The following is a 25,832-nucleotide window of genomic DNA, read 5'->3' as shown; positions in this document are numbered from 1 at the left end:
CCTGTAGTAAAAGCTAGTACATCAATGACTGAAAGCAAGGAAACTGTTGAGAGCACTACCTTAGAAACGACTACCAATACTCTCAATCAGAGTCCAACAGAAGATAATCAAGAGGAGGAGGTACCAAGTAAGTCTCAGAATTTTATTTGGCTATTTCTTACAGTATTGTGCTTAGCCGTGCTCTTTTTAGTGTATCGTTATGGGGAGATGGTATGCTTGTTATTACTTACCATGCTGTTTAAAGACCCTTTCTACTATGGCTATCCTTATTTATTGAAGCGTTTGGAGAAAAAGCTTGCGCGAGGTGCAGGAGAAACGCTGACTCACTACAGTCAAACAGTCGTAGCTCGTTATCCAGAATTGAAGGATTTTATTGAGTTAACAGTTTTCTATGAAACCTACTTGTATGGTAAAAAGTACAATCTACCTGTTTCTCATTGCAAAAAATTGTTGCAAAACATAGCGTGTAGTTTACCAAAACTAAAAGAGACCTCTTTACAAGACACATCTTCTATGCAAAAATAAATCAATCATTTAGGAGGCTGTGCTGTGGAAGAGATTGTGATTCGAGAAGCTAAGATAACTGATGCAAAAGACTTGTTGGCAATTTATCGCCCTTATGTGGAAGAAACTACGATTACTTTTGAATACCAAGTTCCCACGTTGGCAGATTTTGAAAAGCGGATAAAACAGACCTTGTTGCGTTATCCTTATTTGGTGGCCGAAAGAGCAGGAAAAATTCAAGGTTACGCCTATGCTGGTGTGTACAAATCTCGTGAAGCCTACGATTGGAGTTGTGAAGTCACTGTTTATGTGGATTCCCAAGCTAAGGCTTGTGGAGTAGGCAGTGCGTTATACAATTCTTTAGAAGTTTTATTAGCCAAGCAAGGAATTTATACGTTGACTGCTTGTATTACGGCAGGGAATGAAGCTAGCCTTCGTTTTCATGAAAAGCGAGGCTATGAACAAGTGGCTTGTTTTCCTAAAATCGGCTATAAATTTGGCATTTGGCAAGACGTTTTATGGTTACAAAAAACATTGGGTCATCCTCCTCAAGTGCCAACGGCTTTTGTGCCTTATCCTCAGTTGAAAGAAAGTTGAAATCAACCCATTGTTAGCAAGTCATTTTATTTTACATTTTTTCAGAAAGTGCTATGATTGCAATGTACTTGAAATGACCTGTTAGTCAAGGGGTTAAGACGCCACGTTCTCAGCGTGGAGGCACGGGTTCGAATCCCGTACAGGCTATAGAAGGAAAAAGATTGATAGAGTAAGCTTTTTAGCTTGCCTGTCAATCTTTTTTACTCTTTAAAAGAGAGCCTGTTGGGCAGAAAACTGGGCAGAAAGCGAAATAAGTTGCCTTTTCATCTGGGAAAATAGTAAGATTAAAGCAATCGTAGAAGAACAGATTCGGAATACTGAATGTCGGGGGAATTACTGTAATGAGGGATATTTTGTTGGATTAGTACTTTGATAGAAAGATTGTTTTACGTTGATTCAGTTTTTTTAAAATAAACAAGGATTTCATGACAGCAGGCAAAGCTACTGAGGAATGTGAAAATGCTTTGTGAAGATAGTTGGTCGTAGCGGGGAAGGAGCGAATTCATGAAACGGTTGGAGCGAGTGTATCGTTTTGTTCTGGAACAAGAAATTCAAGATATAGAAGCCGGGGTGACCACCCTTGATGTGGCTAGCGCTCTAGATATTCAACGAAGTAATGCCAGCAAGGATTTAAATGCGTTAGTACGAGCGGGTAAAATTCAAAAAACAACGGGACGGCCGGTGCGTTATTTACCTTTAGGAGTAAAAGATGCTCCGATTGGTCGGACTTCTTTTTTGAATGAACCAGATTTACCTGATAAGCGCTATGTGATGAGTTATAAGGAGTCACCGGACAGTCCGTTCTTGCCAGAAAATCAACGAGTGGCTCAACGAATTTCTGCCAAAAATGAAATTGATATTTTTTCCCGGATTATTGGCGTCAATGGGAGCATGCGCAGCGCAGTGGAGCAGGCAAAAGCGGCAATTTTATATCCTCCCCAAGGATTGAATTGTTTGATTACCGGTCCCACCGGTTCTGGGAAGACTTATTTTGCCCATGCTATGTTTCGCTTTGCAGTCAACAGTGGTGTGATTGCTTCAGACCGGGAGTTAATCGTCTTTAACTGTGCCGACTATGCCAACAATCCAGAGTTATTAATGAGTCATCTCTTTGGTTATGTGAAAGGGGCTTTTACCGGAGCCGATGCAGATAAAATTGGTATCATCGATCAAGCTGATGGAGGGATGCTCTTTTTAGATGAAATTCATCGTCTGCCTCCAGAAGGCCAAGAAATGATTTTTTACTTTATGGATCACGGTACCTATAGCCGTCTAGGAGAAAGCAGTAAGAATCATCAGGCAGATGTGCGCATTATTGGGGCCACCACAGAAGATCCTAGCTCTAGTCTGTTGGCCACTTTTGTGCGTCGGATTCCCATTAGCATTGGATTGCCGGCTTTTAATAAGCGTCCGCCTCAAGAACAAGTGGATTTAGTAAAACTGATGATTGCTCAAGAAGCGGGTCGGATTCAACGGCGGATTGTGGTCACTCAAGACGTAGTGAAAGCTTTAATTGGCAGTGTCAGCTACGGGAATATTGGCCAGCTAAAATCCAATATCCAACTGGTCTGTGCTCGAGGATTTTTGAATCATATGAATCATGAAGAAATCACCATTAGCTTTGAGGACATTCCAGAAGGGATTCGTTCTGGCGTAGTTACGGTAACTCAAGATCGGCAAAAAAATGGTGAACTTTCCAAAATTTTGGAACCAAAACTGTCGATTGATCCTCGCTTAGGTACTCCTGAAATTACCACAGATTCCTATGAATTGCCTTATAATCTTTATGACATTATTGGGGACAAAGCTTCGTTGTTAAAAGCAGACGGATTGGATCAAGAAGCGATTAATCAATTTATTTCTACAGATATTAATATCCACTTGAAGTCTTTTTATAAAGACCACGGCTTTACCTTTAACGCGGACAATAAGCTTGCGGAATTTGTGGACGAAAAAATCATCGAGACTACCAATCACATCTATGAGATGGTCAGTGAGCACTTGCAATATGATTTGCAACAAAATTTTCTCTACGCCATGAGTTTGCACATCAGTTCTTTTTTGAAGAAATTAGCCACAGGAGAAGAGCGTCATACTAATGACAACATCCGGCAAATGGTGGCAGATTATCCAGAAGAGTTTGCTGTGGCGCAAAAGATTCGGAACTATTTAGCTCAAGTCTTTCAAGTGGTGATTCCCGCCAGTGAAGATTACTATTTGGCAGTGCTCTTAATTTCTCTGGCTGCCAATCAAAAAGAAGGCAAAATCGGCGTCGTGGTAGCAGCCCACGGAGATTCTACTGCCACGAGCATGGTGCGGGTGGTAACCCAGCTACTCGGAGCAGATCATGTAAAAGGAGTGGACATGCCTTTGGATATGCCCCCTCAAGTAGCGCTAGAAAAAATTCAACAAGCAACTAGCGAAGTTTCAGAAGGTGGTGGGGTGTTACTTTTGGTGGATATGGGTTCTCTAGCGACTTTTAGTGAGACCATCACCCGCAATACTGGGATTGCCGTGCGTACCATTGACATGGTCACAACGGCCTTAGTTTTAGAGGCAGTGCGCAAGGCTTCGGTTTTAGGTAGTGATTTGGAGAGTATCTACGAAAGCTTGCGTTCTTTTAATGGATACGGCAGTGGCGAAGTGGTGAAAACAGTCAGCACTTTGGAAAAAGCACCGGCGATTTTGGCGATTTGTGCTTCTGGGGAAGGAACTGCCATGCGCATTAAAGAAATTATTCAGCGGGCTTTAACGCAACGGCAATTACAAGAAGTAGCAATTTTGACGGAATCGGTGGCAGATTTATCAAGCAAATTGCCTAAACTAGAAGCAGACTACCAGATTATTGCGTCCACAGGAATTGTCGACCCAAAACTTAACGCTCCTTTTATTCCTTTAGATCAGTTTTTGGCTACAGATGTGAGAGCGTTGTTAAATCAACTCTTAAGTGGCAGTAACCTTGCAGAAGAAAACTTAAAACAAAAGGATCAAGATCTGCAAGAAACAGCTAAGAGTTATATGGAAGAGAACTTTACATTCATTAATGTAGGAAAGCTTTTTCCAATTATTTGGGATTTTGTGACAGAGCTAGTTGAAGCCTATGGACCTAAAGGGGATACACGAGCTTTATTGATTAATTTGGCCATGCATGTGGCGGGAATGATCGAACGCGTTTTATTGAAAGAACCTTTAACCATTACGAAAGAACAAGCAGAGTTTGTGACTACTGATGTGTTTTATGAGCGGTTGCATCTTCATGTACAATCTTTTGAACGCTTGTTGCGCTTGGAAATTCCTGTGGCAGAAGAGTATTACTTATTGGAAATCTTAAACTTGAAATCTCATCAAGAAGAAGTTCCTGCCCATGATTTCTTTGACTAAGACACACTACTCGATACAGTATGATACACTGTATCGAGTAGTGTGTCTTTTTGTGTTCTTTAAGAAAGCCTAAAGAACGCCAGTGTATCGTTTTTGAGTTGGCACGCTTTTTGCTTTATATTAAGTGGCTGGAAAAGGAGGGATTCTATGGGGATGGACATTCGTTTGGCACGGATTGATGATCGCCTGATCCATGGTCAGGTCGCCACCGTCTGGTCCAAACAAACGGCAATTAACCGAATCTTAGTAGTTAGTGATGAAGTCGCTAGTGATCCTTTGCGTCGCTTTTTGTTAACGGAAGCTGCACCGCCAGGTATTAATGTCAATGTTCTCACTGTGGAAAAAATGATTCAGCTTTTCTTTTCCGAATTGTTGGCCCATGAAAAAGTTATGCTTTTATTCACTCGTCCTCAAGATGTAGCGGCTTTAGTGCGTAATGGGGTAGTACTTCACAGGGTGAATATTGGTGGCATGCGCTTTATTGCCGGCAAACGAATGATTACCAATTTCATCTCAGTGGATGAAAGGGACATTCAAACATTTTATTACCTTGCTAACCAAGGTATTACCTTAGAAGTTCGCAAAGTACCTAGCGATCGTCAGGTAAACTTGATTGAACTGTTAGACAAGGACAAAACCAAATCGTCATTACAATAGTCTCGTAAATTGCTATTATTCTTTCTTTCACGAGCTATTTTTAATGAAAATATGAAATAGGAGGTAGACAAATGGTAGGAATTATCCTAGCGAGTCACGGGGAGTTTGCTGAAGGCATCTTGCAATCCGGATCTATGATTTTTGGAGAACAAGAAAATGTCAAAGCGGTCACTTTGATGCCCTCAGAAGGCCCCGATGATATCAAAGCCAAAATGGAAGCTGCAATTGCCACTTTCGATGACCAGAATGAAGTCTTGTTTTTAGTAGACTTGTGGGGCGGCACACCTTTCAATCAGGCGAACAGTCTGTTTGAAGCACATAAAGATACATGGGCAATCGTTGCCGGCATGAACTTGCCAATGGTGATTGAAGCCTATGCATCTCGGTTCTCCATGGAAAAAGCCCAAGAAATTGCGGCTCATATCTTGGAAACTGCAAAAGAAGGGGTACGGATTAAGCCTGAATCTTTGGAACCAGCTGAAGCTGCACCAGCTACAGCCGCAGCGCCAACAGTTCAAGGCGCGATTGCTCCAGGAACTGTTCTAGGCGATGGACATATCAAATATGTCTTAGCGCGAATTGATTCTCGTCTGTTGCACGGACAAGTTGCGACTGCATGGACTAAATCAGTTAACCCATCTCGGATTATCGTAGTATCGGATGCAGTAGCAAAAGATGATTTGCGTAAGAAATTAATCGAACAAGCTGCTCCTCCAGGTGTTAAAGCCAATGTTATTCCAGTGGATAAAATGATTGAAGTCGCAAAAGATCCTCGTTTTGGTGATACTAGAGCCTTGCTTTTGTTTGAAAATCCACAAGACGTAGTACGGGCTGTAGACGGCGGCGTTGACATTAAAGAAGTTAACGTTGGTTCAATGGCTCACTCTGTAGGAAAAGTTGTAGTAAGTAAAGTATTGTCCATGGGAGATGACGATGTGAAAGCATTCGAAACCATGAAAGACAAAGGAATCACTTTTGACGTACGGAAAGTGCCAAATGATTCTAAAGACAATATGGATGAAATCTTGAAAAAAGCAAAAGCAGAATTAGCAGCAAAATAATCAAATAGGAGGTAGAACATATCATGAGTGATTTAAATGCGATTCAAGTGATATTGGTAATTCTAGTAGCCTTTCTAGCTGGTATGGAAGGGATTTTGGATGAATTCCAATTCCATCAACCACTAGTGGCATGTACATTAATCGGGTTGGTAACAGGAAACTTAACAGTAGGCATCATGCTTGGTGGCTCTTTACAAATGATCGCCTTAGGTTGGGCAAATATTGGGGCAGCCGTAGCACCAGATGCTGCGTTGGCATCTGTTGCATCTGCAATTATTTTAGTATTAGGTGGCCAAGGTGAAGCAGGGATTCCTTCTGCCATTGCCGTAGCCGTTCCTTTAGCTGTTGCCGGTTTGGCATTAACCATGGTGGTACGTACATTGGCTGTGCCAATTGTTCACATTATGGATAAAGCCGCTGAAGAAGGGGACTATCGTAAAATTGAATTATGGCATATTATTGCAATCATCATGCAAGGTGTGCGGATTGCATTACCAGCTGGTTTGCTATTGTTTATCCCAGCACAAACTGTACAAAACTTCCTACAAGCGATGCCTGCTTGGTTAACTGATGGTATGGCAATCGGTGGTGGGATGGTCGTAGCCGTTGGTTATGCCATGGTTATCAACATGATGGCAACCAGAGAAGTTTGGCCATTTTTCGCAATTGGTTTTGCAGTAGCTGCAATTTCTGAATTAACATTAATCGCACTAGGGGTTATCGCAGTAGCTATGGCCTTCATCTACTTGAACTTGTCTAAATCTGGTGGCGGTTCTGGTTCTGGTGGTTCTGGCAACACAGGGGATCCATTAGGCGATATTTTGAACGACTATTAATCTTGAAGGAGGAGAAAAACAATGGCAGAAAAGATTACTTTATCAAAAAAAGATCGTATGGCCGTAGCATGGCGCTCTACCTTCATTCAAGGTTCATGGAACTATGAGCGGATGCAAAATGGTGGTTGGTGTTATGCCATCATTCCTGCGATTAAAAAATTATACACAACTAAAGAAGACCGGGCAGCGGCTTTAAAACGTCACTTGGAATTCTTTAATACCCACCCATATATCGCTTCTCCAATCATGGGGGTTACATTAGCTCTGGAAGAAGAACGAGCAAATGGTGCACCGGTTGATGATGTAGCGATTCAAGGGGTTAAAGTCGGCATGATGGGTCCTTTGGCCGGTGTCGGGGATCCCGTGTTCTGGTTTACCGTTCGTCCAATGCTAGGTGCCCTTGGTGCATCTCTTGCTTTAACTGGTAGTATTTTAGGACCAATCATCTTCTTCTTAGCATGGAACATTATTCGCTGGGCATTTATGTGGTACACTCAAGAATTCGGCTATAAAGCGGGTTCTAAAATTACCGATGACTTATCCGGTGGTTTATTGCAAGACGTAACCAAAGGCGCATCTATCTTAGGGATGTTTGTCCTAGGGGCTTTAGTAGAACGCTGGGTAAATGTGAAATTCACTCCAGTAGTTTCTGAAGTGAAATTGTCTGAAGGAGCTTATATCGACTGGGAAAGTCTTCCAGCTGGTACGGAAGGTATTCGTAAGGCCATCTCTGACTTTGCTAGCGGTTTGTCTTTAACTGATGTTCAAACGAAGACTTTGCAAGACAACTTGGATTCCTTGATTCCTGGTTTGGCAGCTTTGTTATTAACCTTCCTTTGCATGTGGTTATTGAAGAAAAAAGTTTCTCCAATCATCATTATCTTAGGTTTGTTCGTAATCGGGGTTGGCTTCCACGTAATCGGCTTGATGTAAGAACATTTTTTTAGGGGCCTTACTTAAGGCCCCTTTTACATAGGTATCGTGACAAAAAAATACAAAAAACGTATACTGAATAAAAAGGAGGAAAGCCCAATGGTTGAATCATTAAATACGAAAGTAGATCTAAGCATCGATGCCACTTCATTTATGGGGTTAAGTGAGTACGGCAAGATTATGGTGGGCGATCACGCCTTTGAATTTTACAATGATCGTTCTGCTGAAAAATATATCCAGATTCCTTGGGAGGAAGTAGATGTGGTGATTGCTTCTGTGCTGTTTGGCGGTAAGTGGATTCCTCGTTACGCTATTCGGACGAAGAAAAATGGCACTTTTACCTTTTCCTCGAAAGAACCAAAAAAAGTCTTGAGGGCAGTGCGTGAGTATATTCCAGAAGAACGCATGGTACGTTCCTTGAATTTTTTCCAAGTGATCAAACGAGGCGTCAAAGCCAAATTCGCGGGCAGCAAATAGCTGTGCGCGAATTTTTTTTAGAATTGGGAAGAGGTGTGACACCTATCATTCCCAAGGGATAAATAGCGAATGTCCTATCACACTGCTCAAGGAAATATAGGAATAAAAAAATTCGCGACAGAAGGAATCTTCATACACCGAGCCAAAGTAAAAGATGTCAAAGAGAACGCCTTTTGCGAAAGGCTTCTTTTAGCCGAGAGGTTGAGGTTGTGTTATTCTTAAGAAAAGGAGATGATCAAATGCTTTGGACATTGATTGTAGGTGCGCTTATTGGTGCAATTGCCGGGGCGATTACCGGGGAAAAACGCGGGTGTTTATTTAATATCGTAGCTGGCTTAGTGGGTTCTTTTATTGGGCAAAGCCTCTTTAGTAGCTGGGGCCCACAATTAGCAGGGATGGCTTTAATTCCCTCTATTTTAGGTGGGGTAATTTTTGTGGCTGTGATTAGCTTTTTCTTTGGCCGTAAAAATTAAAGGAGAAATCAAACAGAGTGCTCCTGAAAGGGAGAACTTTGCTATAATGAACGAGATGAATCAAACAAGAAAAGAGGGAATTGATCAGATGACGTTACGAGTAGAAAAACTACGGGACTTAATGAAAAAAGAAATAGTAGATGGCTTTTTAATTACTAGTCCTTATAACTTGCGCTACTTAACCAACTTTACTGGCACTACCGGGCTTGCGGTGATTACTATGGACAAAGCTTTTTTTGTGACGGATTTCCGCTATACCGAACAAGCTGCTGCCCAAGCACAAGGCTTTGAAATTGTAAAAAATAGCGGTCCGATTTTTGATGAAGTAGCGAAATTATGTGAACAAGAAGAAATCAATGCCTTGGCTTTTGAAGAGAGTCATGTGAGCTTTGCTGATTATACGGTGTTGGAAGAACTATTGGAAGAAACACCGTTGATCCCCGTCAGTGGCCTGATCGAAAGCTTACGTGAAGTGAAAGATGAGAAAGAGATTGCTTTAATTGAAAAAGCCTGTGCCATTGCAGATCAAGGTTATGAACATGTACTAAAAATGATTAAGCCGGGAATGACAGAAATCGAAGTGGCCAATCAGTTGGATTTCTTTATGCGTTCATTAGGCGCAACCAGTGTTTCTTTTGATACGATTGTGGCTTCTGGCTTGCGCTCGGCAATGCCTCATGGAGTCGCTTCTAGTAAAGTGATTGAGCAAGGAGACTTAATTACATTGGACTTTGGTTGTTATTACCAAGGTTATGTATCCGATATGACCCGGACTTTTGCCATTGGTGATCCTGGCAGTCAGTTAAAAGAAATCTATCAAATCGTTTTAGAAGCTCAATTAAAAGTGTTAGAAGAAGCAAAACCGGGGATGACTGGTATTCAATTAGATGCAGTCGCGCGCGATCACATTGCACAAGCCGGTTACGGAGAAGCCTTTGGACATTCTACGGGCCATGGAATTGGTTTAGAGATTCACGAAGGGCCCAATGTTTCCTTTAGAGCCGATAAGGAGTTTGTAGCAGGCAACGTGATTACCGATGAACCGGGAATTTACTTACCGGGTATTGGTGGGGTGCGAATTGAAGATGATTTACTGATTACGCCAGATGGCAATCGTGCTTTGACTCATGCCACAAAAGAATTGATCATCTTGTAATGTTTTAAGAGGCCAGCACCTAGGGCCTCTTCTCCTTTGCCTGTGAGTGCTAGAAGTGCCAAGAGTGGTTTTGTATAGCTTAACAGCCAAAAGAATGATAAACTAAGACGTAGAAAACCTTGTAGAGGTACTGATAAATCTAATAAGGAGGATGGCCATGATTTCAGTAAATGATTTTAAAACCGGCTTGACCATCGAGGTAGATGGCGACATTTGGCGCGTGGTGGAATTTCAACATGTGAAACCTGGTAAAGGAGCGGCCTTCGTTCGTTCAAAACTTAAAAACTTACGGACCGGTGGGGTTCAAGAAAAGACTTTCCGGGCTGGGGAAAAAGTTGCCAAAGCTCAAATTGACAATCGTAAAATGCAATACTTGTATGAAAGTGCGGGTAGTTATGTCTTTATGGATATGGCAAGTTACGAGCAAATCGAAATTCCTGGTGAACAAATTGAAGAAGAATTGAAATACATGTTGGAAAATATGGAAGTCAATATCATCATGTACGGCTCTGAAATTCTCGGTGTTGACCTACCCAATACAGTTACGCTAACGGTGGAAGCTACCGACCCGAATATCAAAGGAGATACTTCTTCTGGCGGTTCCAAACCAGCTACCATGGAAACAGGATTAATTGTCAACGTACCATTCTTTGTCAATCCTGGAGACAAATTAATTGTAAATACTGCGGACGGATCATACGTATCCCGCGCATAGAAACGGAGGAATTTCGAGTGACAGATGAAAAAAATCTGGTATTGGGAAGCAATCAAGAATTAGGCGAAATCGTTATTGCACCGGAAGTGATTGAAGTCATTATCGGTATTGCGGCATCAAAAGTTGATGGTGTTTATGAAATGCAAGGGACTTTTGCTAATAACGTAACGGAATTATTAGGTCGTTCTGCTCACGGGAAAGGCGTTTATTTAAATATCGATGAAGCCGGCGTGAAAGCAGACTTGTACTGTTATATTAAATATGGCGTTTCGGTACCGAAAGTCGCTATGAATATCCAAGAACGAGTGAAAGAACAAGTATTGTTTATGACCGATGTGGCTTTGGCAGAAGTCAATGTTCACGTAGTTGCGGTAGTACCTGAAAAATTAGAAACGCCAGACTTGGATGAATTATTTGGAGAAGATGAGGAAGAACATGACTAAAGAGATTTCCCGCCATCTGATGCGTCAAATGGCTTTGCAAGCTTTATTTCCCTTGGATTTTAATGCGGATTTGTCCAAGCAAGATGCAATCCGCCACGCTATTGAACTAGAGCATTCTGACATGTTGGATGAAGAACAAGAAAACTTTGTGCCAGCTTATTTAGACCGCTTAGTAGAAGGTGTTTGTGTTCATAAAGGGCAATTAGATGAATTGATTCAAGGCCATTTGAAAAAAGGCTGGAGCTTAAGCCGTCTTTCTAAAATGGATTTGGCAATTTTGCGAATTGCTTTGTATGAAATGCTCTTTGAAGAAAGCGTACCAAACAAAGTAGCTATGAACGAAGCAATTGAACTAGCAAAAACCTTTAGCGACGATCAATCGCGGAAGTTTATCAATGGGTTACTATCAAAGATCAATCAAGAACAAGAAGCATAAAGAGAGGAGCTTGGGATATGTCTCAGGCTCTTTTTGCTGAGTAAAATGGTGAGAAAGTACAAGGCCATCAGCAGAAAATCAACTTATTTTTGATTGTAAGATGCAAGAAAAGTTTCGTAAAATTCTCCCCTGTGCTAGAATAAGTAAAATGAAAACTGCCGTTTGGCGGGGGAAGGGTGTTTTAAATGGCTGAATTAATCGATGGGAAACAGTTAGCGAATCTGATGCAAGAACAGATGAAAAACGAAGTAGCAGAATTAAAAGAGCGGGGGATTATTCCTGGGCTAGTGGTATTGTTAGTGGGAGAAGATACAGCTAGCCAAGTCTATGTTCGCAATAAAGATCGGGTGGCGGCAAAAATTGGCATTCATTCCAAGGTGGAACGTTACTCAGCTGATATTACGGAAAGTGAATTGCTCGCAGAAATTCAGCGTTACAATGAAGATCCTCTGTTCCATGGCATTTTAGTCCAGTTACCATTACCAAAACACATTGATGAGAACAAGGTGCTTTTAGCCATTGATCCCAAAAAAGACGTAGACGGCTTTCATCCTTTAAATTTAGGGGCGCTATTTACGGGACAACCAAAGATGATCCCTTGCACGCCTTATGGCATTATGAAAATGTTTGAATACTATAATATCGATTTAACCGGGAAAAATGCGGTAGTGATTGGTCGCAGTAATATTGTGGGCAAACCCATGGCTCATTTGCTTTTAGGGCAAAATGCCACGGTGACAGTGACGCACTCGAAAACTAAAAACCTAAAAGAAATCTGTCGTCAAGGGGATATTTTAGTGGTAGCGATTGGCCAAGGACATTTTGTCACCAAGGAATTTGTCAAAGATGGGGCTGTGGTGATTGACGTGGGCATGAACCGAGATGAAAATGGCAAGTTAATCGGGGATGTGAAGTTTGATGAGGTTAGTGAAGTGGCGAGCTTTATTACACCAGTTCCCGGGGGCGTGGGGCCGATGACCATTACGATGTTGATGTATCAAACGATTAATAGTGCAAATCAAAGCTAAAGAAATTAGGTGAAATTGTTGACTCAGGAGTATTTAAGCGTAACGGCTTTGACTCGCTACTTAAAACGAAAATTTGATGCAGATCCTTATTTGGAACGGGTTTTTTTAACCGGTGAAATTTCCAATTTTCGCCTGCGGGCCAATCATCAGTATTTTAGTTTAAAAGATGATGGGGCAAAAATTTCCGCAGTAATGTTCAAAAGTGCTTTTAATAAGGTGAAGTTTCGTCCGGAAGAAGGAATGAAAGTCTTAGTAGTGGGACGGATTTCCCTGTTTGAGTCCAGTGGGAATTATCAAATCTACGTGGAGCAAATGCAGCCAGATGGAGTGGGCGCTTTTTATCAGGCTTTCGAGCAACTAAAGGAAAAACTGACCAAAGAAGGTCTGTTTTCTGCGCCAAAACAAATTTTGCCACGCTACCCGAAACGCATCGCCGTAATCACCAGTCCCAGCGGTGCGGTAATTCGGGACATTATCACTACCACTAGAAGGCGCTATCCCATTGCCCAGTTGGTCTTGTTTCCAACAGTAGTTCAAGGGGATAAGGCTGCAGATGATTTGGTAAAAAATATCCAACGAGTAGAAGAACTTGGCAATTTTGATACGATGATTATCGGTCGAGGCGGAGGTTCCATTGAAGATCTCTGGCCTTTTAATGAAGAACGGGTGGCTCGGGCGATTTTTAATGCCAAAACTCCAGTAATTTCTTCTGTAGGCCATGAGACGGATACGACCATTGCTGATTTAGTGGCAGATGTGAGAGCCGCTACTCCTACCGCAGCTGCAGAATTAGCAGTGCCGGTTTTAACAGAGGAACTTTTGCGAATTAAACAATTGGAGGCCCGCTTGCAACAAGCTTTTGTCTTGCAACTTCAAAGAAAAAACGAGCGTTACCAACGGGCAATTGCTTCCTATGTCTTTAAAGATCCCGGTCGTTTATATGAAGCCCAGTCTTTGAAATTGGATCAGCTCACCCAGCGGATGCTTCAAGGTATACAACAAAGGCTTCATGAGGAAGAGCGCAGCTATCAAAAATTAGCTAGTCGCTTTGTGCAAGCTAGCCCGTTAAATCAAGTGCGGGAAGCCAAACAAACGACTACCTATTTAACCAAACAACTAAACCAACAAATCCAATATGTAGTAGAAAATAAGAAACAGACTTTTGCCAATACGGTGCAGTCCTTAGATTTATTGAGCCCTTTAAAAATCATGGGCCGCGGCTATACCTATCTAACAAAGGATCAGCAAGTGGTAAAAAGTCCGGAGCAACTGGTTTTGGGCGACCAAGTGGCGATTCATTTTGCCAAAGGACAAGTTACTGCCGAAATTATTGAAACACCAGAAGCTTAAAAGAGTTAAAAGAGGAGTGAAAACATGACAGAAGCAACCTTTGAAGAATCATTGCAAGAATTAGAACAAATCGTTAATCGCTTGGAAAAAGGAGATGTGCCGTTAGAAGATGCCTTGGAAGCTTTCCAAAAAGGCATGGTTTTAAGCAAACAATGCCAAGATACCCTGACAAAAGCAGAACAAACTTTAACCAAAATGATGGATGAAAACAATCAGGAAGTTCCCTTTGAAGAGGAAGAAGCATGATGGCTTTAGCTGATTTTCAAGAAAAACACCTACCAGTAGTGGAAAAAGAATTGTTGAATTTTCTGCAAGAGCAGACGAGTGAACCCATTTTACTAGAAGCTATGAATTATTCGGTGAAAGCTGGTGGCAAGCGCCTGCGTCCCTTATTACTTTTAGCAGTGGTGGCGGGCTTTCAAAAAGAAATTACCACAGGGGCTTATCAAACGGCAGCAGCGTTAGAAATGATTCATACCTATTCTTTAATCCATGATGATTTGCCGGCAATGGACGATGATACGTTACGTCGTGGGCAAGCGACTAATCATGTAGTTTATGGGGAAGCTTTGGCAATTTTAGCTGGCGATGGTTTGTTAACGGAAGCTTTTCATCTATTGAGCCGGGCTCAAGTGCCGGCCTCAGAAAAATTGTTGTTGTTACAACTACTCGCTGAAAAAGCCGGGGCAAAAGGTATGGTAGCAGGTCAAGTGGCAGATATTCAAGGGGAAGGTCAGCAGTTGGATTTAGCGGGACTAGCAGCCATTCATCGCCGAAAAACAGGAGATTTATTGACTTTTTCTTTACTGGCTGGAGGAATTTTGGCTCAGCAAGATCCGGCGGTCTTAACCGTGCTCGAACAATTGGCCCAACATGTGGGATTGGCTTTTCAAATTCGCGATGATTTGTTAGATGTTGTGGCAACCCCAGAAGAAGTGGGCAAGACAACAGGGCACGACGCTGTGGCAGGAAAGAATACGTATCCTGGACTACTAGGTCTAGAAGAAGCTAAAAAAGCCTTAGCTGCTGAATTAGCACAAGCTTCAGGAAAATTAACGACTATGAGTCAGGAATATGCCTTTGATACGAGCTTACTTCAGGAGCTTTTGGCAAAGTTTGAAATGTGAGGAAAACCATGAAAAAAGAACGTGTAGATGTCTTAGCGGTACAACAAGGGCTGTTTGAGACGAGAGAAAAAGCTAAGCGCGGCGTAATGGCGGGCTTAGTCGTAATGGAAAAAAATAATTTGCGCTTGGATAAGCCGGGAGAAAAGATTCCTGCTGATAGTCTGCTGCGGGTAAAAGGGGAAGTCATGCCCTATGTTTCCCGTGGTGGGTTGAAGCTTGCTAAAGCGTTAAAGGAATTTGACTTTAGTGTCCGTGATAAAATCTTGTTGGACATCGGTGCTTCTACGGGAGGTTTTACCGATGTGGCATTACAAAATGGCGCGAAGTTAAGTTACGCGCTAGATGTGGGCTATAATCAATTGGCTTGGAAATTACGACAAGATCCTCGAGTGATCGTCATGGAGCGACAAAATTTCCGCTACAGTAAACCCAGTGATTTTACAGAAGGCTTACCAGAAGTAGCCACTATGGATGTCTCTTTTATCTCGTTGAAATTGATTTTGCCCCCACTACATGAAATTTTAGTTCCCGGTGGTTTTGCCATGGCTTTAGTGAAGCCCCAGTTTGAAGCTGGTAAAGAACTAGTGGGCAAACATGGCATTGTGCGAGAAGCGGCTACCCATGAAAAAGTACTCACCGAAATTATTGATTTCACTCTTGCCACAGGCTTTGATGTAGTAGACTTAAGTTTCTCTCCGATTACAGGAGGAGAAGGCAATATCGAGTTTTTATTGTTAATGCAAAAAGTCCAGGGCTCAGGACAAGTGGCAAAAAAAATCGACATTCAAAAAACAGTCAAAATAGCCCACGAAAGCTTGACATAATCCGTTATATTTTCATAAAGCTGCCAGTTTTTTACTGGGAGCTTTCTTTCTTTGTGAATAAAAATAAGGTATGATAAGGTAGTTCGTGAATAGTTATGAATAGGAGCAGATTAGATGAGAAAAAAAGAGCGTCATCGCTTGATTACCCGTTTGCTAAATGAAAAGAACATCCAAAAACAAGAAGATTTTGTGGGGTTGTTGAAGGAACGGGGCATCATGGTGACTCAAGCCACCATTTCTCGCGATATCAAAGAATTAAAACTAGTGAAAATACCCTTTGATGGCGGGTATCGTTACAGCTTGCCGGCGGAAACTGTTGAGGATATTGGTGCCAAACTAACCAAATTATTAAAGGATGCCTTTGTGTCGGTTGATGTGATGGATAAGTTTGTCATTTTAAAGACGTTACCAGGAAATGCTGCGGCAATCGGCAATCTTTTGGATCGCCGCTATAAACAACAATTATTTGCCATTTTAAATGATGATGACTCCATCTTGATGATTGCCAAAACAGAAGCTGCGGCCCAAGAACTCCTGGCTGAATTTCAGCATTATTTGTAGGTTTAGGAGGGAGAAACATGCTACTGGAATTAACCATTGAAAACTTTGCGATAATTGAAAAACTGCATCTGCATTTTCATAAAGGTATGACTGCTTTAACTGGGGAAACCGGGGCGGGGAAATCGATTATTATTGATGCCATGGGACTTTTAGCAGGCTCTAGAGGCTCAGTGGATTATATTCGCCAAGGAGCGGAGCGCTGTCGTTTAGAAGGTCTCTTTGATTTGCCAGAGCAGCCGGCTTTATTGGCGTTATTAGAAGAACTAGGTGTGGAAAGTGAAACCGGAGACCCGCTGATCTTACAACGGGATATTTTACTCAGTGGTAAAAATATTTGTCGGGTCAATGGGCGTAGTATGAATCTGGCCAACTTACGGAGAATTGGTAATTTTTTAGTGGACATTCAAGGCCAAAATGAACACCAAGAACTTTTACAAGAAGAGCAACATCTGGCTTTAATTGATGCCTTTGGGGATGCCAGCTTTCAAAAATTACGTCAAACTTATGAAAAAGACTACCAAGTATTTCGCCAGTTGGAAAAGCGAGTGCACAAAATTCAGACCAATGAGCAATCCTTTGTTCAACGTTTGGACATGTTGCGTTTTCAACAAGAAGAAATTGCCCAAGCTCAACTTTTGCCTGATGAAGCAACCTCTTTAGAAGAAGAGCGTTCCAAATTAGCGAATTACCAAAAAATCGTGGACACACTGGCTCAAAGCCATCAACTATTAGCAGAGTCTACCACAAGTCCTGTGGATCAACTGGCTAGTGTTATTGCTTCGCTACAAGAAGTAGCAGACTTAGATGATGCTTATGCAAGTATTTTGGAAAATTTGCAAAGTGCCTATTACTTACTGCAAGACGCTACGGGAGAGGTCTCCCGGCAGTTGGACTTTTTGGAATTAGATGAAGAGCGCCTGGAGACTGTTACCCAGCGCTTGGAACTCATTCGTCAGCTAGAGCGTAAATACGGTGATTCCATTCCTAAAGTTTTGGCTTATTATGAAAAAATTTCCCAAGAACTAGCTAACTACAGTGACTCTGATAGTCAGTTAGAACAATTACAGGCAGAATTAAAAAAACAAGAACACAGTTTAACCACGACTGCCAAAGAATTACACAATCGTCGGAAAAAAATTGCCCATAGTTTGGAGCAAGTCATCTTAAAAGAGTTAAAAGAACTTTATATGGCCAATACTCAATTTGCCGTGGAATTTACGAAAACCCCTAGCTTAACGGAAAACGGCTTCGATCAAGTGGCCTTTTATCTTTCAGCAAATCCAGGAGAACCGTTACGTCCTTTAGTAAAAGTCGCTTCTGGTGGAGAATTGTCTCGGATTTTATTAGCGTTAAAGACCACTTTCTCCCAAAACCAAGGCATCACTAGTATTATCTTTGATGAAGTGGATACTGGAGTCAGCGGACGGGTAGCCCAAGCCATTGCGGAAAAAATTGCCAAAATTGCTCACGGGTCCCAAGTTTTATGTATTACCCATTTGCCTCAAGTAGCGGCGGTGGCCAATTATCAATATGAAATTGAAAAAGCTGTCACTAAAGGCCGTACGCAAACCAAAGTGAAGCAGTTAAGCGCTGAAGAACGAGTGCAAGAAATTGCACGAATGTTAGCTGGAGCGGAAGTGACCAGTTTGACTATTGAACATGCCCGGGAATTATTGAGTATGGCAGGGCATTTAGCAAAGTAGTGAAATGAATCCTAACTAAATAACGAGAATCCGCTTATGTGATACAGAGCGGATTCTCGTTATTTGATTTGTCTTTGCCTAGTTAAAAGTTTTGACTAATAATTTAATCACAGTCTGTAAGCGATCCACATACTGTGACATTGCCGCTTTCTCTTTTTCGATATTTTTAAAATCTTTGACCGATAATGAATCCTTATCATTTAAATTCACTTGTAGCTGATTGTCCAAAAAAGCCAAATTTAGAGGATGGTCAACTTTTTTGTCGATAATTAGTAGTGTTTGTTGGACTTCTGGAGTTAGAAAATTTTGAGCTGCTTCAGGATTTTTACAGGTTACAATAAAAACGTTGTTAAATGCTTCGTTTTCTAGTGTCACCGCATCATCTGCAAAGTATTTTCTTTGCTTGCGTTTTGAATAGCTATTTCGATATATGATTTGCAAAGGTGCTGCTGGCATTTCTTGGAGAGGCAGTAGTAGAAAACCTCCATTGAATATTTCCTCGTAGCTTTCTTCAGGCGAGTTGTTATCATCATAACGGACTTTACGCTTGCAAAGTCTTACGTGACCATAACGAAAACTTCGATTCTCATACTCTCCTTGGATAAGATTTTTTCCAGAATAAAGGCTGAAACTTGGTAAAATAGGACTGTTCGTAATGATAGACTCATCAATTTTTTCTTCGGGATCAAAGATGACGTTTGTAAAACGTTTTTTCAATAAAGGCAAAAGTATTTTTTCGCCGTAGTCTGCATCAGCATTTTGTTTTCGTTCATCTAAGGATAAAAGTTGATAAAACGTAATTCCAATAATTATTACAAAGCTATAGGCGAAAAAAGCAATTTGATTAAATGGTTTTGGTAAAGTAGTCTGCGCAATAAGACCAGCCAATAGAGAGAATGGGATTAGTCCGAAACACCATTTTTTTATTTTGGCAAGTAGTGCGTATTTTTGTTTTACAGAATCTACATCTGCTGATTGTAACGTCATGTTTTTCAAGTTGTGATCTAAATTTTTAATAAGTAAAATAATAAAAAGCGGCAAGGTGAGAACGAGGAATTGCAGGCCACTGAGGAAGCCGAAAAACATAGTAACCAAAAAAATCAAGATAACATAACTAACTCGAATAATGCGCCATATTTTTTCCCAAGTGTCTATTTCTGAAAAATCGAAATAACTTCGTACCCGTTCCATGAAACTCCCTCTTTTCTTGTTTTAATATTATGTTAATCAAATTATAGCATTTTTTAATTTTAAGTGACATTGATAACTTTAAAAAGCAAGGAGCAGGAGCTTTCAAAAAATAAAACAAAAAAAGTTCGAAAGCCAAGGGGAGACTTTCGAACTTTTTTTAGACTATGTTTGGCTTCACGAGTTTGTTCCGCCTTTTTTTGGTTAATTATCGGTTGATTACAAGATGCTTACTAATGCAGTTAGGACTACGCCGCCAATAGTTAATAAAAGCATCGTCCAAATGAAGACTTTGGTAATTTTAGAAAAAGTGCTGGTCTTTTTTTCATTCATTTCGCTTTCCATCCTTTGTCTGTGATTGCAAGTAACAGTGTACCCGCATTCACAAATTACTGCAAGGGATGCTAGTCAAAATTCACAAAAGATTCTTCTTTCTTAAATAATGAATCACCGCTACACAAAGGACGATGGTCCCCAAAGTAATTAGAAGAAATGCTATATCCAGACTGGCAAAAGGAAGTTTGACGTTCATACCGAAAAGACCGCCGATAATCGTTGGGATCGTTAAAACAATAGTCAATGAAGTTAAAATCTTCATAATATTGTTCAAGTTATTAGAAACGATAGCCGAAAACATCTCTGTCATTTGGCTAACCAATTTTAAATAAATTCGAGAAGTGGTCATGGACTGTCTTGTTTCTACCAAAATATCGTGGAGATGATTGCGAAAACTATGGCGATCATCTAAGCTATCTGCGGTGAAAAGCTTTTTTAATACTTCATAATTGGCACTGGTGGACTCTTGAAAAAAGACCAAGCTTTTTTGGATATCCATCACTTGATAGAGACTTTCATTTTCTGTAGCCACTCTGATTTTAGCTTCTAGTTGATTGACTTGTTGGTTGATTTCTTCCAGATGGCGATTGTAGCTAAATGTCAGTTCCCACAAAAGACTTAGAAAAATATTGACTTTCGGTGTCAGATCGTTTTCTTTGACTGGGTTGCTAAAAAGTTTATCGAAAAAAGGTGGCTTGTGGTTTGAAACAGTAATTAATTTCCGATCTGGTAAGAGGATTAATGACAAAGGATACGTATTGTATTGTAAATAACCACTAGCACTAGTGGTAACAAAGGGAAATTCCAAGACAAAGAGCAGTGGCCGTTTATGGTCGGGTTTAGGGTCACCTTCCAAGCGAGCGGTTTCCACATCATCTAGTACGGCAGTTAAGTAATCTTTAGGGAGTTGATAGTGCTTGGAAACCATGGTTATCTCTGCTGAAGTCGGCTTTGCCAGATGAATCCAAGACACATCTTCACCGTCTTTATTTGCTTTTCGTAAACATTCACCATCTAAGGCGTAGTAATCAATCATAACGATTCTCCTTTATCTCCATAAGAAATGTGTAAGAGTCCTTAAAAAACTCTTTATATCGGCGTTGTAACGGTATAAACTTTTAAAAGAACTGAAACATCAGTGTAATGATAATACAGTATAGTAAATTTAGTTTGAAAAGGATGAAAGCCATTTTCATCTTTAGAAAGGATTCCACCATGACAACTTTTTCACCTATTATGATTCTTTGGTATGTTTTTCCTGTTATTGTACTTTTTGCTTCGGTATTTTTAGTGTCAGCCTTGTCTTTGAATAAAAAATACCAGATTAAAGGGCCGGATGTGGCGATACCTTTCTTGTGGTTTGGCATGCACCAACTATCTCAAAATGCCTTTTCACTGTCTATTTTACCTTATTTAGCCATTTCCATCTTGCTTTTAGGTATCCTTTTAGTGGTTTTTCAAGCCTATTATTATGGTGAAATCACCTATAAGCGTTTCTTTAAGATGTTTTGGCGCTTAACTTTCTTGTTTAGTATGCTGACGTATGGCTTGTTAATTGTGATGGATATTGTACTTTATTTATAAAAAAATGCGCTTTTTTAGTCAGCTAAAAGCTTAATATGACACCTGTTTCCTAAATGGTTAAAAAAAGTCAAACAAGTTCCCTTTGTCATTTATAGAAAAAGTGGTAGAAAGTGGGGGATTGTGGTAGACTGTGTATATCTGGTGGAGACAGGAGGTTATTTGGCGATGTTTATGGGCGAATTTCAACATACAATTGATGCCAAAGGCCGCCTAATTGTACCTTCCAAACTACGGGAACAACTAGGAGAGAAGTTTGTTGTCACCAGAGGATTGGATGGCTGTTTGTTTGGCTACCCCAATTCAGAGTGGAACAAGTTAGAGGAAAAGCTCAATGAAATGCCTCTAGCCAAAAAAGACGCCCGAACTTTTGTGCGTTTCTTTTATTCTGCTGCGACCGAATGCGAAATTGATAAACAAGGTCGTATCAACATTCCCCAAACATTACGAAATCACGCCAATTTGACCAAAAATTGTGTCATTACCGGTGTGGCCAATCGAATTGAAATTTGGGATGAAGAAAAATGGCAAGCTTTTGCAGTTGAAGCGGAAGAAAACTTTGATGCAATTGCTGAAACAATGATAGATTTTGGTTTGTAAACTAGAAAGAGGCACTAGGCGATGAGCGAGGAATTTCAACATTATACCGTTATGCTAAAAGAAACAGTAGCCGGCCTGGCGATAAAACCTGGAGGCGTTTATGTTGACTGTACTTTAGGTGGTGGCGGTCACAGTGAGTATCTTCTTAGCCAATTAGATTCTAGTGGTCATCTTTATGCCTTTGATCAAGACCAAAAGGCCATTGATCATGCCAAAATTCGCTTAGCAAAATATGTGGAAGCCGGACAAGTTACTTTTGTCAAACAAAATTTTCGCTATTTAAAAGAAGCGTTGGCAGAACTTGGAGTCACAAAAGTCGATGGCATCATGTACGACTTGGGGGTTTCTTCTCCTCAATTAGATGAAGCTGAACGCGGCTTTAGTTACCATCAAGATGCCCCGTTAGATATGCGTATGGATCAAAGTGCGACTTTTTCCGCTTATGATTTGATTAATGAATATGATTACCATCAATTGGTAAAAGTTTTTTTCCGTTATGGAGAAGAGAAATTTTCCAAACAGATTGCTCGAAAAATCGAGGAACGACGAAAACAGCAACCAATTAAAACTACTGGAGAATTGGTGGAGTTGATTAAAGAGGCCATTCCTGCGCCGGCTCGCCGTAAAGGGGGACATCCCGCTAAACGGATTTTCCAAGCAGTGCGAATTGCCGTAAACGACGAACTGGGAGCTGTGGAAGATTCCTTAGTGTCAGCTATTGAGTTATTGGCTTACCAAGGGCGCATCAGCGTAATTACTTTCCATTCCTTAGAAGATCGAATTGTTAAAAATATATTTAAAGAATACAGCACGCCTCAAGACTTACCGCCGGGATTGCCGGTGGTACCAGAGGAGTATCAGCCAATCTTAAAAATTATCAACCGCAAGCCACTGGTAGCCAGTGAAGCGGAATTAGCAGAAAACAATCGCTCTCGCAGTGCTAAATTGCGGGTGGCGGAGAAGGTTAAAGAGCAGTTAGAAGGAGCGTAGTTACATGGCAGAAGTAAAGATTCAAGAATATGATTATCACTATGAAACAGACCCAAATGAAGAACTGCCTGTTCAAACGCCGCCAAAACGCCCGGATATTATTCGGATTCCTGCTTCTCCTGCTCGCCGCTTAAAACGAGTGAGCCGCCTGGAAAAAATTATTGGGAGTATTTTGGTTGTGTCCATGATCGCTCTGGCTCTTTTAACGATTTATGTGCGAACTGATATTAGTCAATTGGAACATGATATTACGCAAATCGAGGCTGAAACAAGTCAACAAAAAGAAGAAAAAGTCCGCCTGGATCAAGAAAAGGCTGAACTTTCCAAAACAGAGCGCATCAAAGAAATTGCTGAAAAGCAAGGATTGAAAATCAAGGATGACAATTTGAGGACAGTGAAGTAAATGAGGTTTAACCGAATCAGAAATTATTTTCGCAAAAAAAATTCCACACCAACGAGCAATCGCAAAAAAGTAGGGATTCTTCTCTTTGCTACGAGTATTGGGTTGCTCTTTTTGTTTGCCATTCGACTAGGTTATATCGTTTTTGGTGGACAAATTGGTGGCAACTCATTAAAAGAGAATACCGAGAAGTTGTATCAAGGTTCAGAAGTAGTAAAAGCAAAACGAGGTACGATTTATGATCGCAATGGGGTGGTCATTGCAGAAGATGCCACTTCTTATTCAATTTATATCATATTGGATGATTCCTATGTTTCTGGTAAAACAAAGCTCTATGCCCAAGAAAAGGACTTTGATGCCATTGGGGAAATCTTTGCCGCAGAGTTAGGTTCTAAGAAGTCCGAGATTGTCAAAGCACTAAAAGCAGGCGTGAAAAATAAAGCTTTCCAAATTGAATTAACGACAGAAACCAAAAACCTCAGCTTAGAAACTAAGCAAAAATTAGAAGAACTTTTTAAAAAACAAAATATCGGCGGCTTATACTTTGATGAGCACCCCAACCGGATCTATCCAAACGGTGTCTTTTCTTCTCACTTTATCGGCTATACGGATACCGAAGCCAAAGATGGCAAAGAAAGCGTCGTAGGTAAGATGGGATTGGAATCGGCCTATGACGATATTCTAAAAGGAACGGATGGAAAAGTTGTTTATCAACAAGATAATTTCCAAAATCCATTACCGGGAACTGTCGCGGAAGAAACTCCGGCTAAAGATGGGCAAGATATCTACACCACCTTAGACAGTCGTTTGCAATCTTACTTGGAGACGTTAATGGATACTGTCTATAAAGAATACAATCCAGAAAACATGACGGCTATGTTGGTGAAAGCAAAAACTGGAGAAGTCCTATCCTTAGCTCAGCGTCCTAGCTTTAATCCGGAAACTAAGGAAGGTTTAAACGACGATAGTACTTGGATGAACCTTTTAGTTGAAGACCATTATGAACCCGGCTCTACGATGAAGCTGATGACTACTGCTGCGGCCATTGATGAAGGGATTTTTAATGAGAATGAAACCTTTGTTTCTGGCTCCACTAAAGTGGCAGATACTACGATTAACGACCACGACTTTGGTGAAAAAGGAACGTTGACCATGCGTCAAGCTCTTTCTTGGTCTTCTAACGTGGGAATGGTCCTTTTAGAACAACGGATGAGCAAAGTTTGGCCTCAATATCTACAACATTTTGGATTTGGTCAAAGCACTTACTCGGGACTTTATGGTGAAAATGCAGGTAGCTTACCTACTGATAACGTAGTGGACCAAGCGATGAGTGCCTTTGGACAAGCAGTAAACGTCACGAACTTTCAAATGATGCGAGCTTTTACAGCCATTGCCAATGATGGTAAGATGCTCCAGCCTCAGTATATTTCCAAAATTGTGAATACCAATAGTAATAAAGAGAAAGTTTTTCAAAGCGAAGTGGTGGGAAATCCGGTGACTGCCGAAGCTGCCCAAAAAGTGCGGGAATATATGATCGACGTAACTCAAAGCGAGAATTACGGGTCTGCTTATGGTGTCTATGCTGTGGATGATTACAACATCGCGGCCAAAACCGGAACCGCCCAAATTTATGATGCCACCACCGGAACTTATTACACTGGTGAAACGGATTATCTTTACTCCATTGTGGAAATGATTCCGGCAGAAAATCCAGAATACATCTTGTATTTGACCATTAAGCGGCCGGAACATTGGACCCAAAAAGCTTTAGGTGATATTGCGAATCCGCTGATGAAACGGGCCATGGATTTAAATGAAACTGATGAGGCCGTTGTGGACGAAAAAGAAGAAGAACAGATTAAAGTAGCAGATTACCGAGAACTTGATGTGGATACTGCGGCAGCAGATACTGCTCGTAACGGCTTAGTGCCCGTGGTAATCGGCACTGGCGACAAAGTAGCAGCTCAATCGACAGAACAAGGCACTAAGCTGTTGCCTTCTGAAAAATTAATCTTTAAAACAAATGGCTCAGAATTTTATATGCCAGATGTTACTGGTTGGTCGAAAGCAGATTTGATGAAACTAGGAAAATTGTTTGATGTTGAAGTGAAGTTTGAAGGAGAGGGCTACTGCGTTAGTCAAAGCCTGCAACCTTATGAAGCCATAAGCGATACCCCGTTAACCTTCACTTTGGAATAGAAGTAAATTATTGAGGAGTTTTGAAAATGGAATGGACACAGATGATTATCCCCGTTGTGAGCAGTTTTGCCATGACATTCTCCGTAATGCCATTATTCATTGGTTATTTTCGGATGAAACAATTTGGACAAGAAATTCGTGAAGAAGGGCCTAAATGGCACAATGTGAAAGCTGGTACTCCCACTATGGGTGGGGTGGTCTTTTTAGTCGCCACTTTATTAACTGGCATTTGGGTGGCAGCGTGGCAAAAGCAATTGACCACTGGTGTCTTTATTC

At 41.0% G+C, this 25,832-nt stretch carries 28 protein-coding genes, 1 tRNA gene and 1 pseudogene; 27 read left to right on the top strand and 3 right to left on the bottom strand.

The features are described 5' to 3' along the window. From AB5754_RS10125 to recN, 21 genes are all read left to right on the top strand, one after another. A partial coding sequence (locus AB5754_RS10125) for a hypothetical protein (RefSeq protein ID WP_368259573.1) occupies nt 1–525 on the top strand: 525 nt, incomplete at its 5' end. Nucleotides 526–558: 33 nt separating this feature from the next. Then, complete coding sequence (locus tag AB5754_RS10120; protein ID WP_368250900.1) at nt 559–1,101, top strand: N-acetyltransferase family protein; 543 nt, start codon at nt 559–561, stop codon at nt 1,099–1,101. 75 nt (nt 1,102–1,176) lie between these two features. After that, nucleotides 1,177–1,248, top strand: a tRNA-Glu gene (locus AB5754_RS10115). A gap of 357 nt (nt 1,249–1,605) precedes the next feature. Continuing rightward, nucleotides 1,606–4,482 (top strand): sigma-54-dependent transcriptional regulator, encoded by a 2,877-nt coding sequence (locus tag AB5754_RS10110; protein WP_368250891.1) that lies wholly within the window; start codon nt 1,606–1,608, stop codon nt 4,480–4,482. A gap of 153 nt (nt 4,483–4,635) precedes the next feature. Beyond that, nucleotides 4,636–5,139, top strand: coding sequence for a mannose/fructose/sorbose PTS transporter subunit IIB (locus tag AB5754_RS10105; RefSeq protein ID WP_311833387.1), 504 nt, complete (start codon nt 4,636–4,638; stop codon nt 5,137–5,139). A gap of 71 nt (nt 5,140–5,210) precedes the next feature. Next, a complete protein-coding gene (locus AB5754_RS10100) occupies nt 5,211–6,200 on the top strand; it encodes a mannose/fructose/sorbose PTS transporter subunit IIA (RefSeq protein WP_311833097.1) in 990 nt (329 codons plus the stop codon). A 23-nt stretch (nt 6,201–6,223) separates the two neighbouring features. Then, nucleotides 6,224–7,036 carry a PTS mannose/fructose/sorbose transporter subunit IIC gene (locus AB5754_RS10095; protein WP_311833098.1) on the top strand — a complete coding sequence of 271 codons (813 nt, stop codon included), beginning with the start codon at nt 6,224–6,226 and terminating at the stop codon, nt 7,034–7,036. Nucleotides 7,037–7,057: 21 nt separating this feature from the next. Then, the gene (locus AB5754_RS10090) at nt 7,058–7,969 is read left to right on the top strand and encodes a PTS system mannose/fructose/sorbose family transporter subunit IID (protein WP_368250890.1); all 912 of its coding nucleotides are present in this window, start codon (nt 7,058–7,060) and stop codon (nt 7,967–7,969) included. 99 nt (nt 7,970–8,068) lie between these two features. Further along, nucleotides 8,069–8,446, top strand: a complete 378-nt coding sequence (locus AB5754_RS10085) for a DUF956 family protein (RefSeq protein ID WP_311833100.1) — start codon at nt 8,069–8,071, stop codon at nt 8,444–8,446. Between the two features lie 239 nt (nt 8,447–8,685). Then, entirely contained in the window at nt 8,686–8,919 is a 234-nt protein-coding gene (locus AB5754_RS10080; RefSeq protein ID WP_311833101.1) for a GlsB/YeaQ/YmgE family stress response membrane protein, read from the top strand. Nucleotides 8,920–9,007: 88 nt separating this feature from the next. Further along, on the top strand, nt 9,008–10,075 hold the full coding sequence (locus tag AB5754_RS10075) for a M24 family metallopeptidase (RefSeq protein WP_368250899.1): 1,068 nt from the start codon (nt 9,008–9,010) through the stop codon (nt 10,073–10,075). A 157-nt stretch (nt 10,076–10,232) separates the two neighbouring features. Continuing rightward, a complete protein-coding gene (gene efp, locus AB5754_RS10070) occupies nt 10,233–10,790 on the top strand; it encodes an elongation factor P (protein WP_311833103.1) in 558 nt (185 codons plus the stop codon). A gap of 17 nt (nt 10,791–10,807) precedes the next feature. Then, nucleotides 10,808–11,233, top strand: coding sequence for an Asp23/Gls24 family envelope stress response protein (locus AB5754_RS10065; RefSeq protein WP_311833104.1), 426 nt, complete (start codon nt 10,808–10,810; stop codon nt 11,231–11,233). After that, on the top strand, nt 11,226–11,669 hold the full coding sequence (nusB, locus tag AB5754_RS10060; protein WP_311833105.1) for a transcription antitermination factor NusB: 444 nt from the start codon (nt 11,226–11,228) through the stop codon (nt 11,667–11,669). Before AB5754_RS10065 ends, nusB begins: the two co-directional genes overlap by 8 nt. Nucleotides 11,670–11,854: 185 nt before the next feature. Beyond that, nucleotides 11,855–12,697, top strand: coding sequence for a bifunctional methylenetetrahydrofolate dehydrogenase/methenyltetrahydrofolate cyclohydrolase (locus tag AB5754_RS10055; protein ID WP_368250887.1), 843 nt, complete (start codon nt 11,855–11,857; stop codon nt 12,695–12,697). A gap of 18 nt (nt 12,698–12,715) precedes the next feature. After that, complete coding sequence (gene xseA / locus AB5754_RS10050; protein WP_368250886.1) at nt 12,716–14,047, top strand: exodeoxyribonuclease VII large subunit; 1,332 nt, start codon at nt 12,716–12,718, stop codon at nt 14,045–14,047. Nucleotides 14,048–14,071: 24 nt separating this feature from the next. Continuing rightward, complete coding sequence (locus tag AB5754_RS10045; protein WP_311833108.1) at nt 14,072–14,293, top strand: exodeoxyribonuclease VII small subunit; 222 nt, start codon at nt 14,072–14,074, stop codon at nt 14,291–14,293. After that, nucleotides 14,293–15,174 (top strand): polyprenyl synthetase family protein, encoded by an 882-nt coding sequence (locus AB5754_RS10040; protein ID WP_368250897.1) that lies wholly within the window; start codon nt 14,293–14,295, stop codon nt 15,172–15,174. The genes AB5754_RS10045 and AB5754_RS10040 overlap by 1 nt, the downstream gene beginning before the upstream one ends. Before the next feature lie 8 nt (nt 15,175–15,182). After that, on the top strand, nt 15,183–15,998 hold the full coding sequence (locus AB5754_RS10035; protein ID WP_311833109.1) for a TlyA family RNA methyltransferase: 816 nt from the start codon (nt 15,183–15,185) through the stop codon (nt 15,996–15,998). 114 nt (nt 15,999–16,112) lie between these two features. Continuing rightward, a complete protein-coding gene (locus AB5754_RS10030) occupies nt 16,113–16,559 on the top strand; it encodes an arginine repressor (RefSeq protein WP_368250884.1) in 447 nt (148 codons plus the stop codon). Nucleotides 16,560–16,576: 17 nt separating this feature from the next. Then, a complete protein-coding gene (recN, locus tag AB5754_RS10025; RefSeq protein ID WP_368250883.1) occupies nt 16,577–18,262 on the top strand; it encodes a DNA repair protein RecN in 1,686 nt (561 codons plus the stop codon). Between the two features lie 78 nt (nt 18,263–18,340). On the opposite strand, the gene AB5754_RS10020 is transcribed toward recN, so the two are convergent. The 3 genes from AB5754_RS10020 to AB5754_RS10010 form a co-directional block, all read right to left on the bottom strand. Then, a complete protein-coding gene (locus tag AB5754_RS10020; protein WP_368259572.1) occupies nt 18,341–19,453 on the bottom strand; it encodes a DUF3137 domain-containing protein in 1,113 nt (370 codons plus the stop codon). A gap of 216 nt (nt 19,454–19,669) precedes the next feature. Then, nucleotides 19,670–19,783 (bottom strand): DUF4044 domain-containing protein, encoded by a 114-nt coding sequence (locus tag AB5754_RS10015; RefSeq protein ID WP_311833113.1) that lies wholly within the window; start codon nt 19,781–19,783, stop codon nt 19,670–19,672. A gap of 82 nt (nt 19,784–19,865) precedes the next feature. Continuing rightward, nucleotides 19,866–20,822, bottom strand: coding sequence for a magnesium transporter CorA family protein (locus tag AB5754_RS10010; RefSeq protein WP_368250879.1), 957 nt, complete (start codon nt 20,820–20,822; stop codon nt 19,866–19,868). Nucleotides 20,823–21,001: 179 nt separating this feature from the next. Here AB5754_RS10010 and AB5754_RS10005 point away from each other — a divergent pair, with 179 nt between their 5' ends. The 6 genes and pseudogenes from AB5754_RS10005 to AB5754_RS09980 form a co-directional block, all read left to right on the top strand. Then, the gene (locus AB5754_RS10005) at nt 21,002–21,370 is read left to right on the top strand and encodes a DUF3397 domain-containing protein (protein ID WP_368250878.1); all 369 of its coding nucleotides are present in this window, start codon (nt 21,002–21,004) and stop codon (nt 21,368–21,370) included. Between the two features lie 165 nt (nt 21,371–21,535). Continuing rightward, nucleotides 21,536–21,967 (top strand): division/cell wall cluster transcriptional repressor MraZ, encoded by a 432-nt coding sequence (mraZ, locus tag AB5754_RS10000; RefSeq protein WP_311833389.1) that lies wholly within the window; start codon nt 21,536–21,538, stop codon nt 21,965–21,967. Between the two features lie 21 nt (nt 21,968–21,988). Further along, a complete protein-coding gene (gene rsmH / locus AB5754_RS09995; protein WP_368250877.1) occupies nt 21,989–22,957 on the top strand; it encodes a 16S rRNA (cytosine(1402)-N(4))-methyltransferase RsmH in 969 nt (322 codons plus the stop codon). Nucleotides 22,958–22,961: 4 nt separating this feature from the next. After that, nucleotides 22,962–23,360, top strand: coding sequence for a cell division protein FtsL (ftsL, locus tag AB5754_RS09990; RefSeq protein WP_311833117.1), 399 nt, complete (start codon nt 22,962–22,964; stop codon nt 23,358–23,360). Beyond that, on the top strand, nt 23,361–25,556 hold the full coding sequence (locus AB5754_RS09985) for a penicillin-binding transpeptidase domain-containing protein (protein ID WP_368250875.1): 2,196 nt from the start codon (nt 23,361–23,363) through the stop codon (nt 25,554–25,556). Nucleotides 25,557–25,582: 26 nt separating this feature from the next. Next, nucleotides 25,583–25,832, top strand: a pseudogene (locus AB5754_RS09980) (phospho-N-acetylmuramoyl-pentapeptide-transferase); the annotation flags it as partial.

It is taken from the genome of Enterococcus sp. 2201sp1_2201st1_C11_2201SCRN_220225, from assembly GCF_040925905.1.
Classification (GTDB): Bacteria; Bacillota; Bacilli; order Lactobacillales; family Enterococcaceae; genus Enterococcus_C; species Enterococcus_C asini_A.
This window is presented reverse-complemented; position numbering and strand designations above follow the sequence as displayed.

Coding starts and splice junctions, on each gene's coding strand:
- ftsL (WP_311833117.1), top strand. CDS start 22,962: ATGGCAGAAGTAAAGATTCAAGAATATGATTATCACTATGAAACAGAC.
- AB5754_RS10035 (WP_311833109.1), top strand. CDS start 15,183: ATGAAAAAAGAACGTGTAGATGTCTTAGCGGTACAACAAGGGCTGTTT.
- AB5754_RS10045 (WP_311833108.1), top strand. CDS start 14,072: ATGACAGAAGCAACCTTTGAAGAATCATTGCAAGAATTAGAACAAATC.
- rsmH (WP_368250877.1), top strand. CDS start 21,989: ATGAGCGAGGAATTTCAACATTATACCGTTATGCTAAAAGAAACAGTA.
- AB5754_RS10005 (WP_368250878.1), top strand. CDS start 21,002: ATGACAACTTTTTCACCTATTATGATTCTTTGGTATGTTTTTCCTGTT.
- efp (WP_311833103.1), top strand. CDS start 10,233: ATGATTTCAGTAAATGATTTTAAAACCGGCTTGACCATCGAGGTAGAT.
- AB5754_RS10090 (WP_368250890.1), top strand. CDS start 7,058: ATGGCAGAAAAGATTACTTTATCAAAAAAAGATCGTATGGCCGTAGCA.
- AB5754_RS10040 (WP_368250897.1), top strand. CDS start 14,293: ATGGCTTTAGCTGATTTTCAAGAAAAACACCTACCAGTAGTGGAAAAA.
- AB5754_RS10020 (WP_368259572.1), bottom strand. CDS start 19,453: ATGGAACGGGTACGAAGTTATTTCGATTTTTCAGAAATAGACACTTGG.
- AB5754_RS10030 (WP_368250884.1), top strand. CDS start 16,113: ATGAGAAAAAAAGAGCGTCATCGCTTGATTACCCGTTTGCTAAATGAA.
- AB5754_RS10105 (WP_311833387.1), top strand. CDS start 4,636: ATGGACATTCGTTTGGCACGGATTGATGATCGCCTGATCCATGGTCAG.
- AB5754_RS10015 (WP_311833113.1), bottom strand. CDS start 19,783: ATGAATGAAAAAAAGACCAGCACTTTTTCTAAAATTACCAAAGTCTTC.
- AB5754_RS09985 (WP_368250875.1), top strand. CDS start 23,361: ATGAGGTTTAACCGAATCAGAAATTATTTTCGCAAAAAAAATTCCACA.
- AB5754_RS10055 (WP_368250887.1), top strand. CDS start 11,855: ATGGCTGAATTAATCGATGGGAAACAGTTAGCGAATCTGATGCAAGAA.
- recN (WP_368250883.1), top strand. CDS start 16,577: ATGCTACTGGAATTAACCATTGAAAACTTTGCGATAATTGAAAAACTG.
- mraZ (WP_311833389.1), top strand. CDS start 21,536: ATGTTTATGGGCGAATTTCAACATACAATTGATGCCAAAGGCCGCCTA.
- AB5754_RS10100 (WP_311833097.1), top strand. CDS start 5,211: ATGGTAGGAATTATCCTAGCGAGTCACGGGGAGTTTGCTGAAGGCATC.
- AB5754_RS10095 (WP_311833098.1), top strand. CDS start 6,224: ATGAGTGATTTAAATGCGATTCAAGTGATATTGGTAATTCTAGTAGCC.
- AB5754_RS10085 (WP_311833100.1), top strand. CDS start 8,069: ATGGTTGAATCATTAAATACGAAAGTAGATCTAAGCATCGATGCCACT.
- AB5754_RS10110 (WP_368250891.1), top strand. CDS start 1,606: ATGAAACGGTTGGAGCGAGTGTATCGTTTTGTTCTGGAACAAGAAATT.
- AB5754_RS10075 (WP_368250899.1), top strand. CDS start 9,008: ATGACGTTACGAGTAGAAAAACTACGGGACTTAATGAAAAAAGAAATA.
- AB5754_RS10010 (WP_368250879.1), bottom strand. CDS start 20,822: ATGATTGATTACTACGCCTTAGATGGTGAATGTTTACGAAAAGCAAAT.
- AB5754_RS10080 (WP_311833101.1), top strand. CDS start 8,686: ATGCTTTGGACATTGATTGTAGGTGCGCTTATTGGTGCAATTGCCGGG.
- nusB (WP_311833105.1), top strand. CDS start 11,226: ATGACTAAAGAGATTTCCCGCCATCTGATGCGTCAAATGGCTTTGCAA.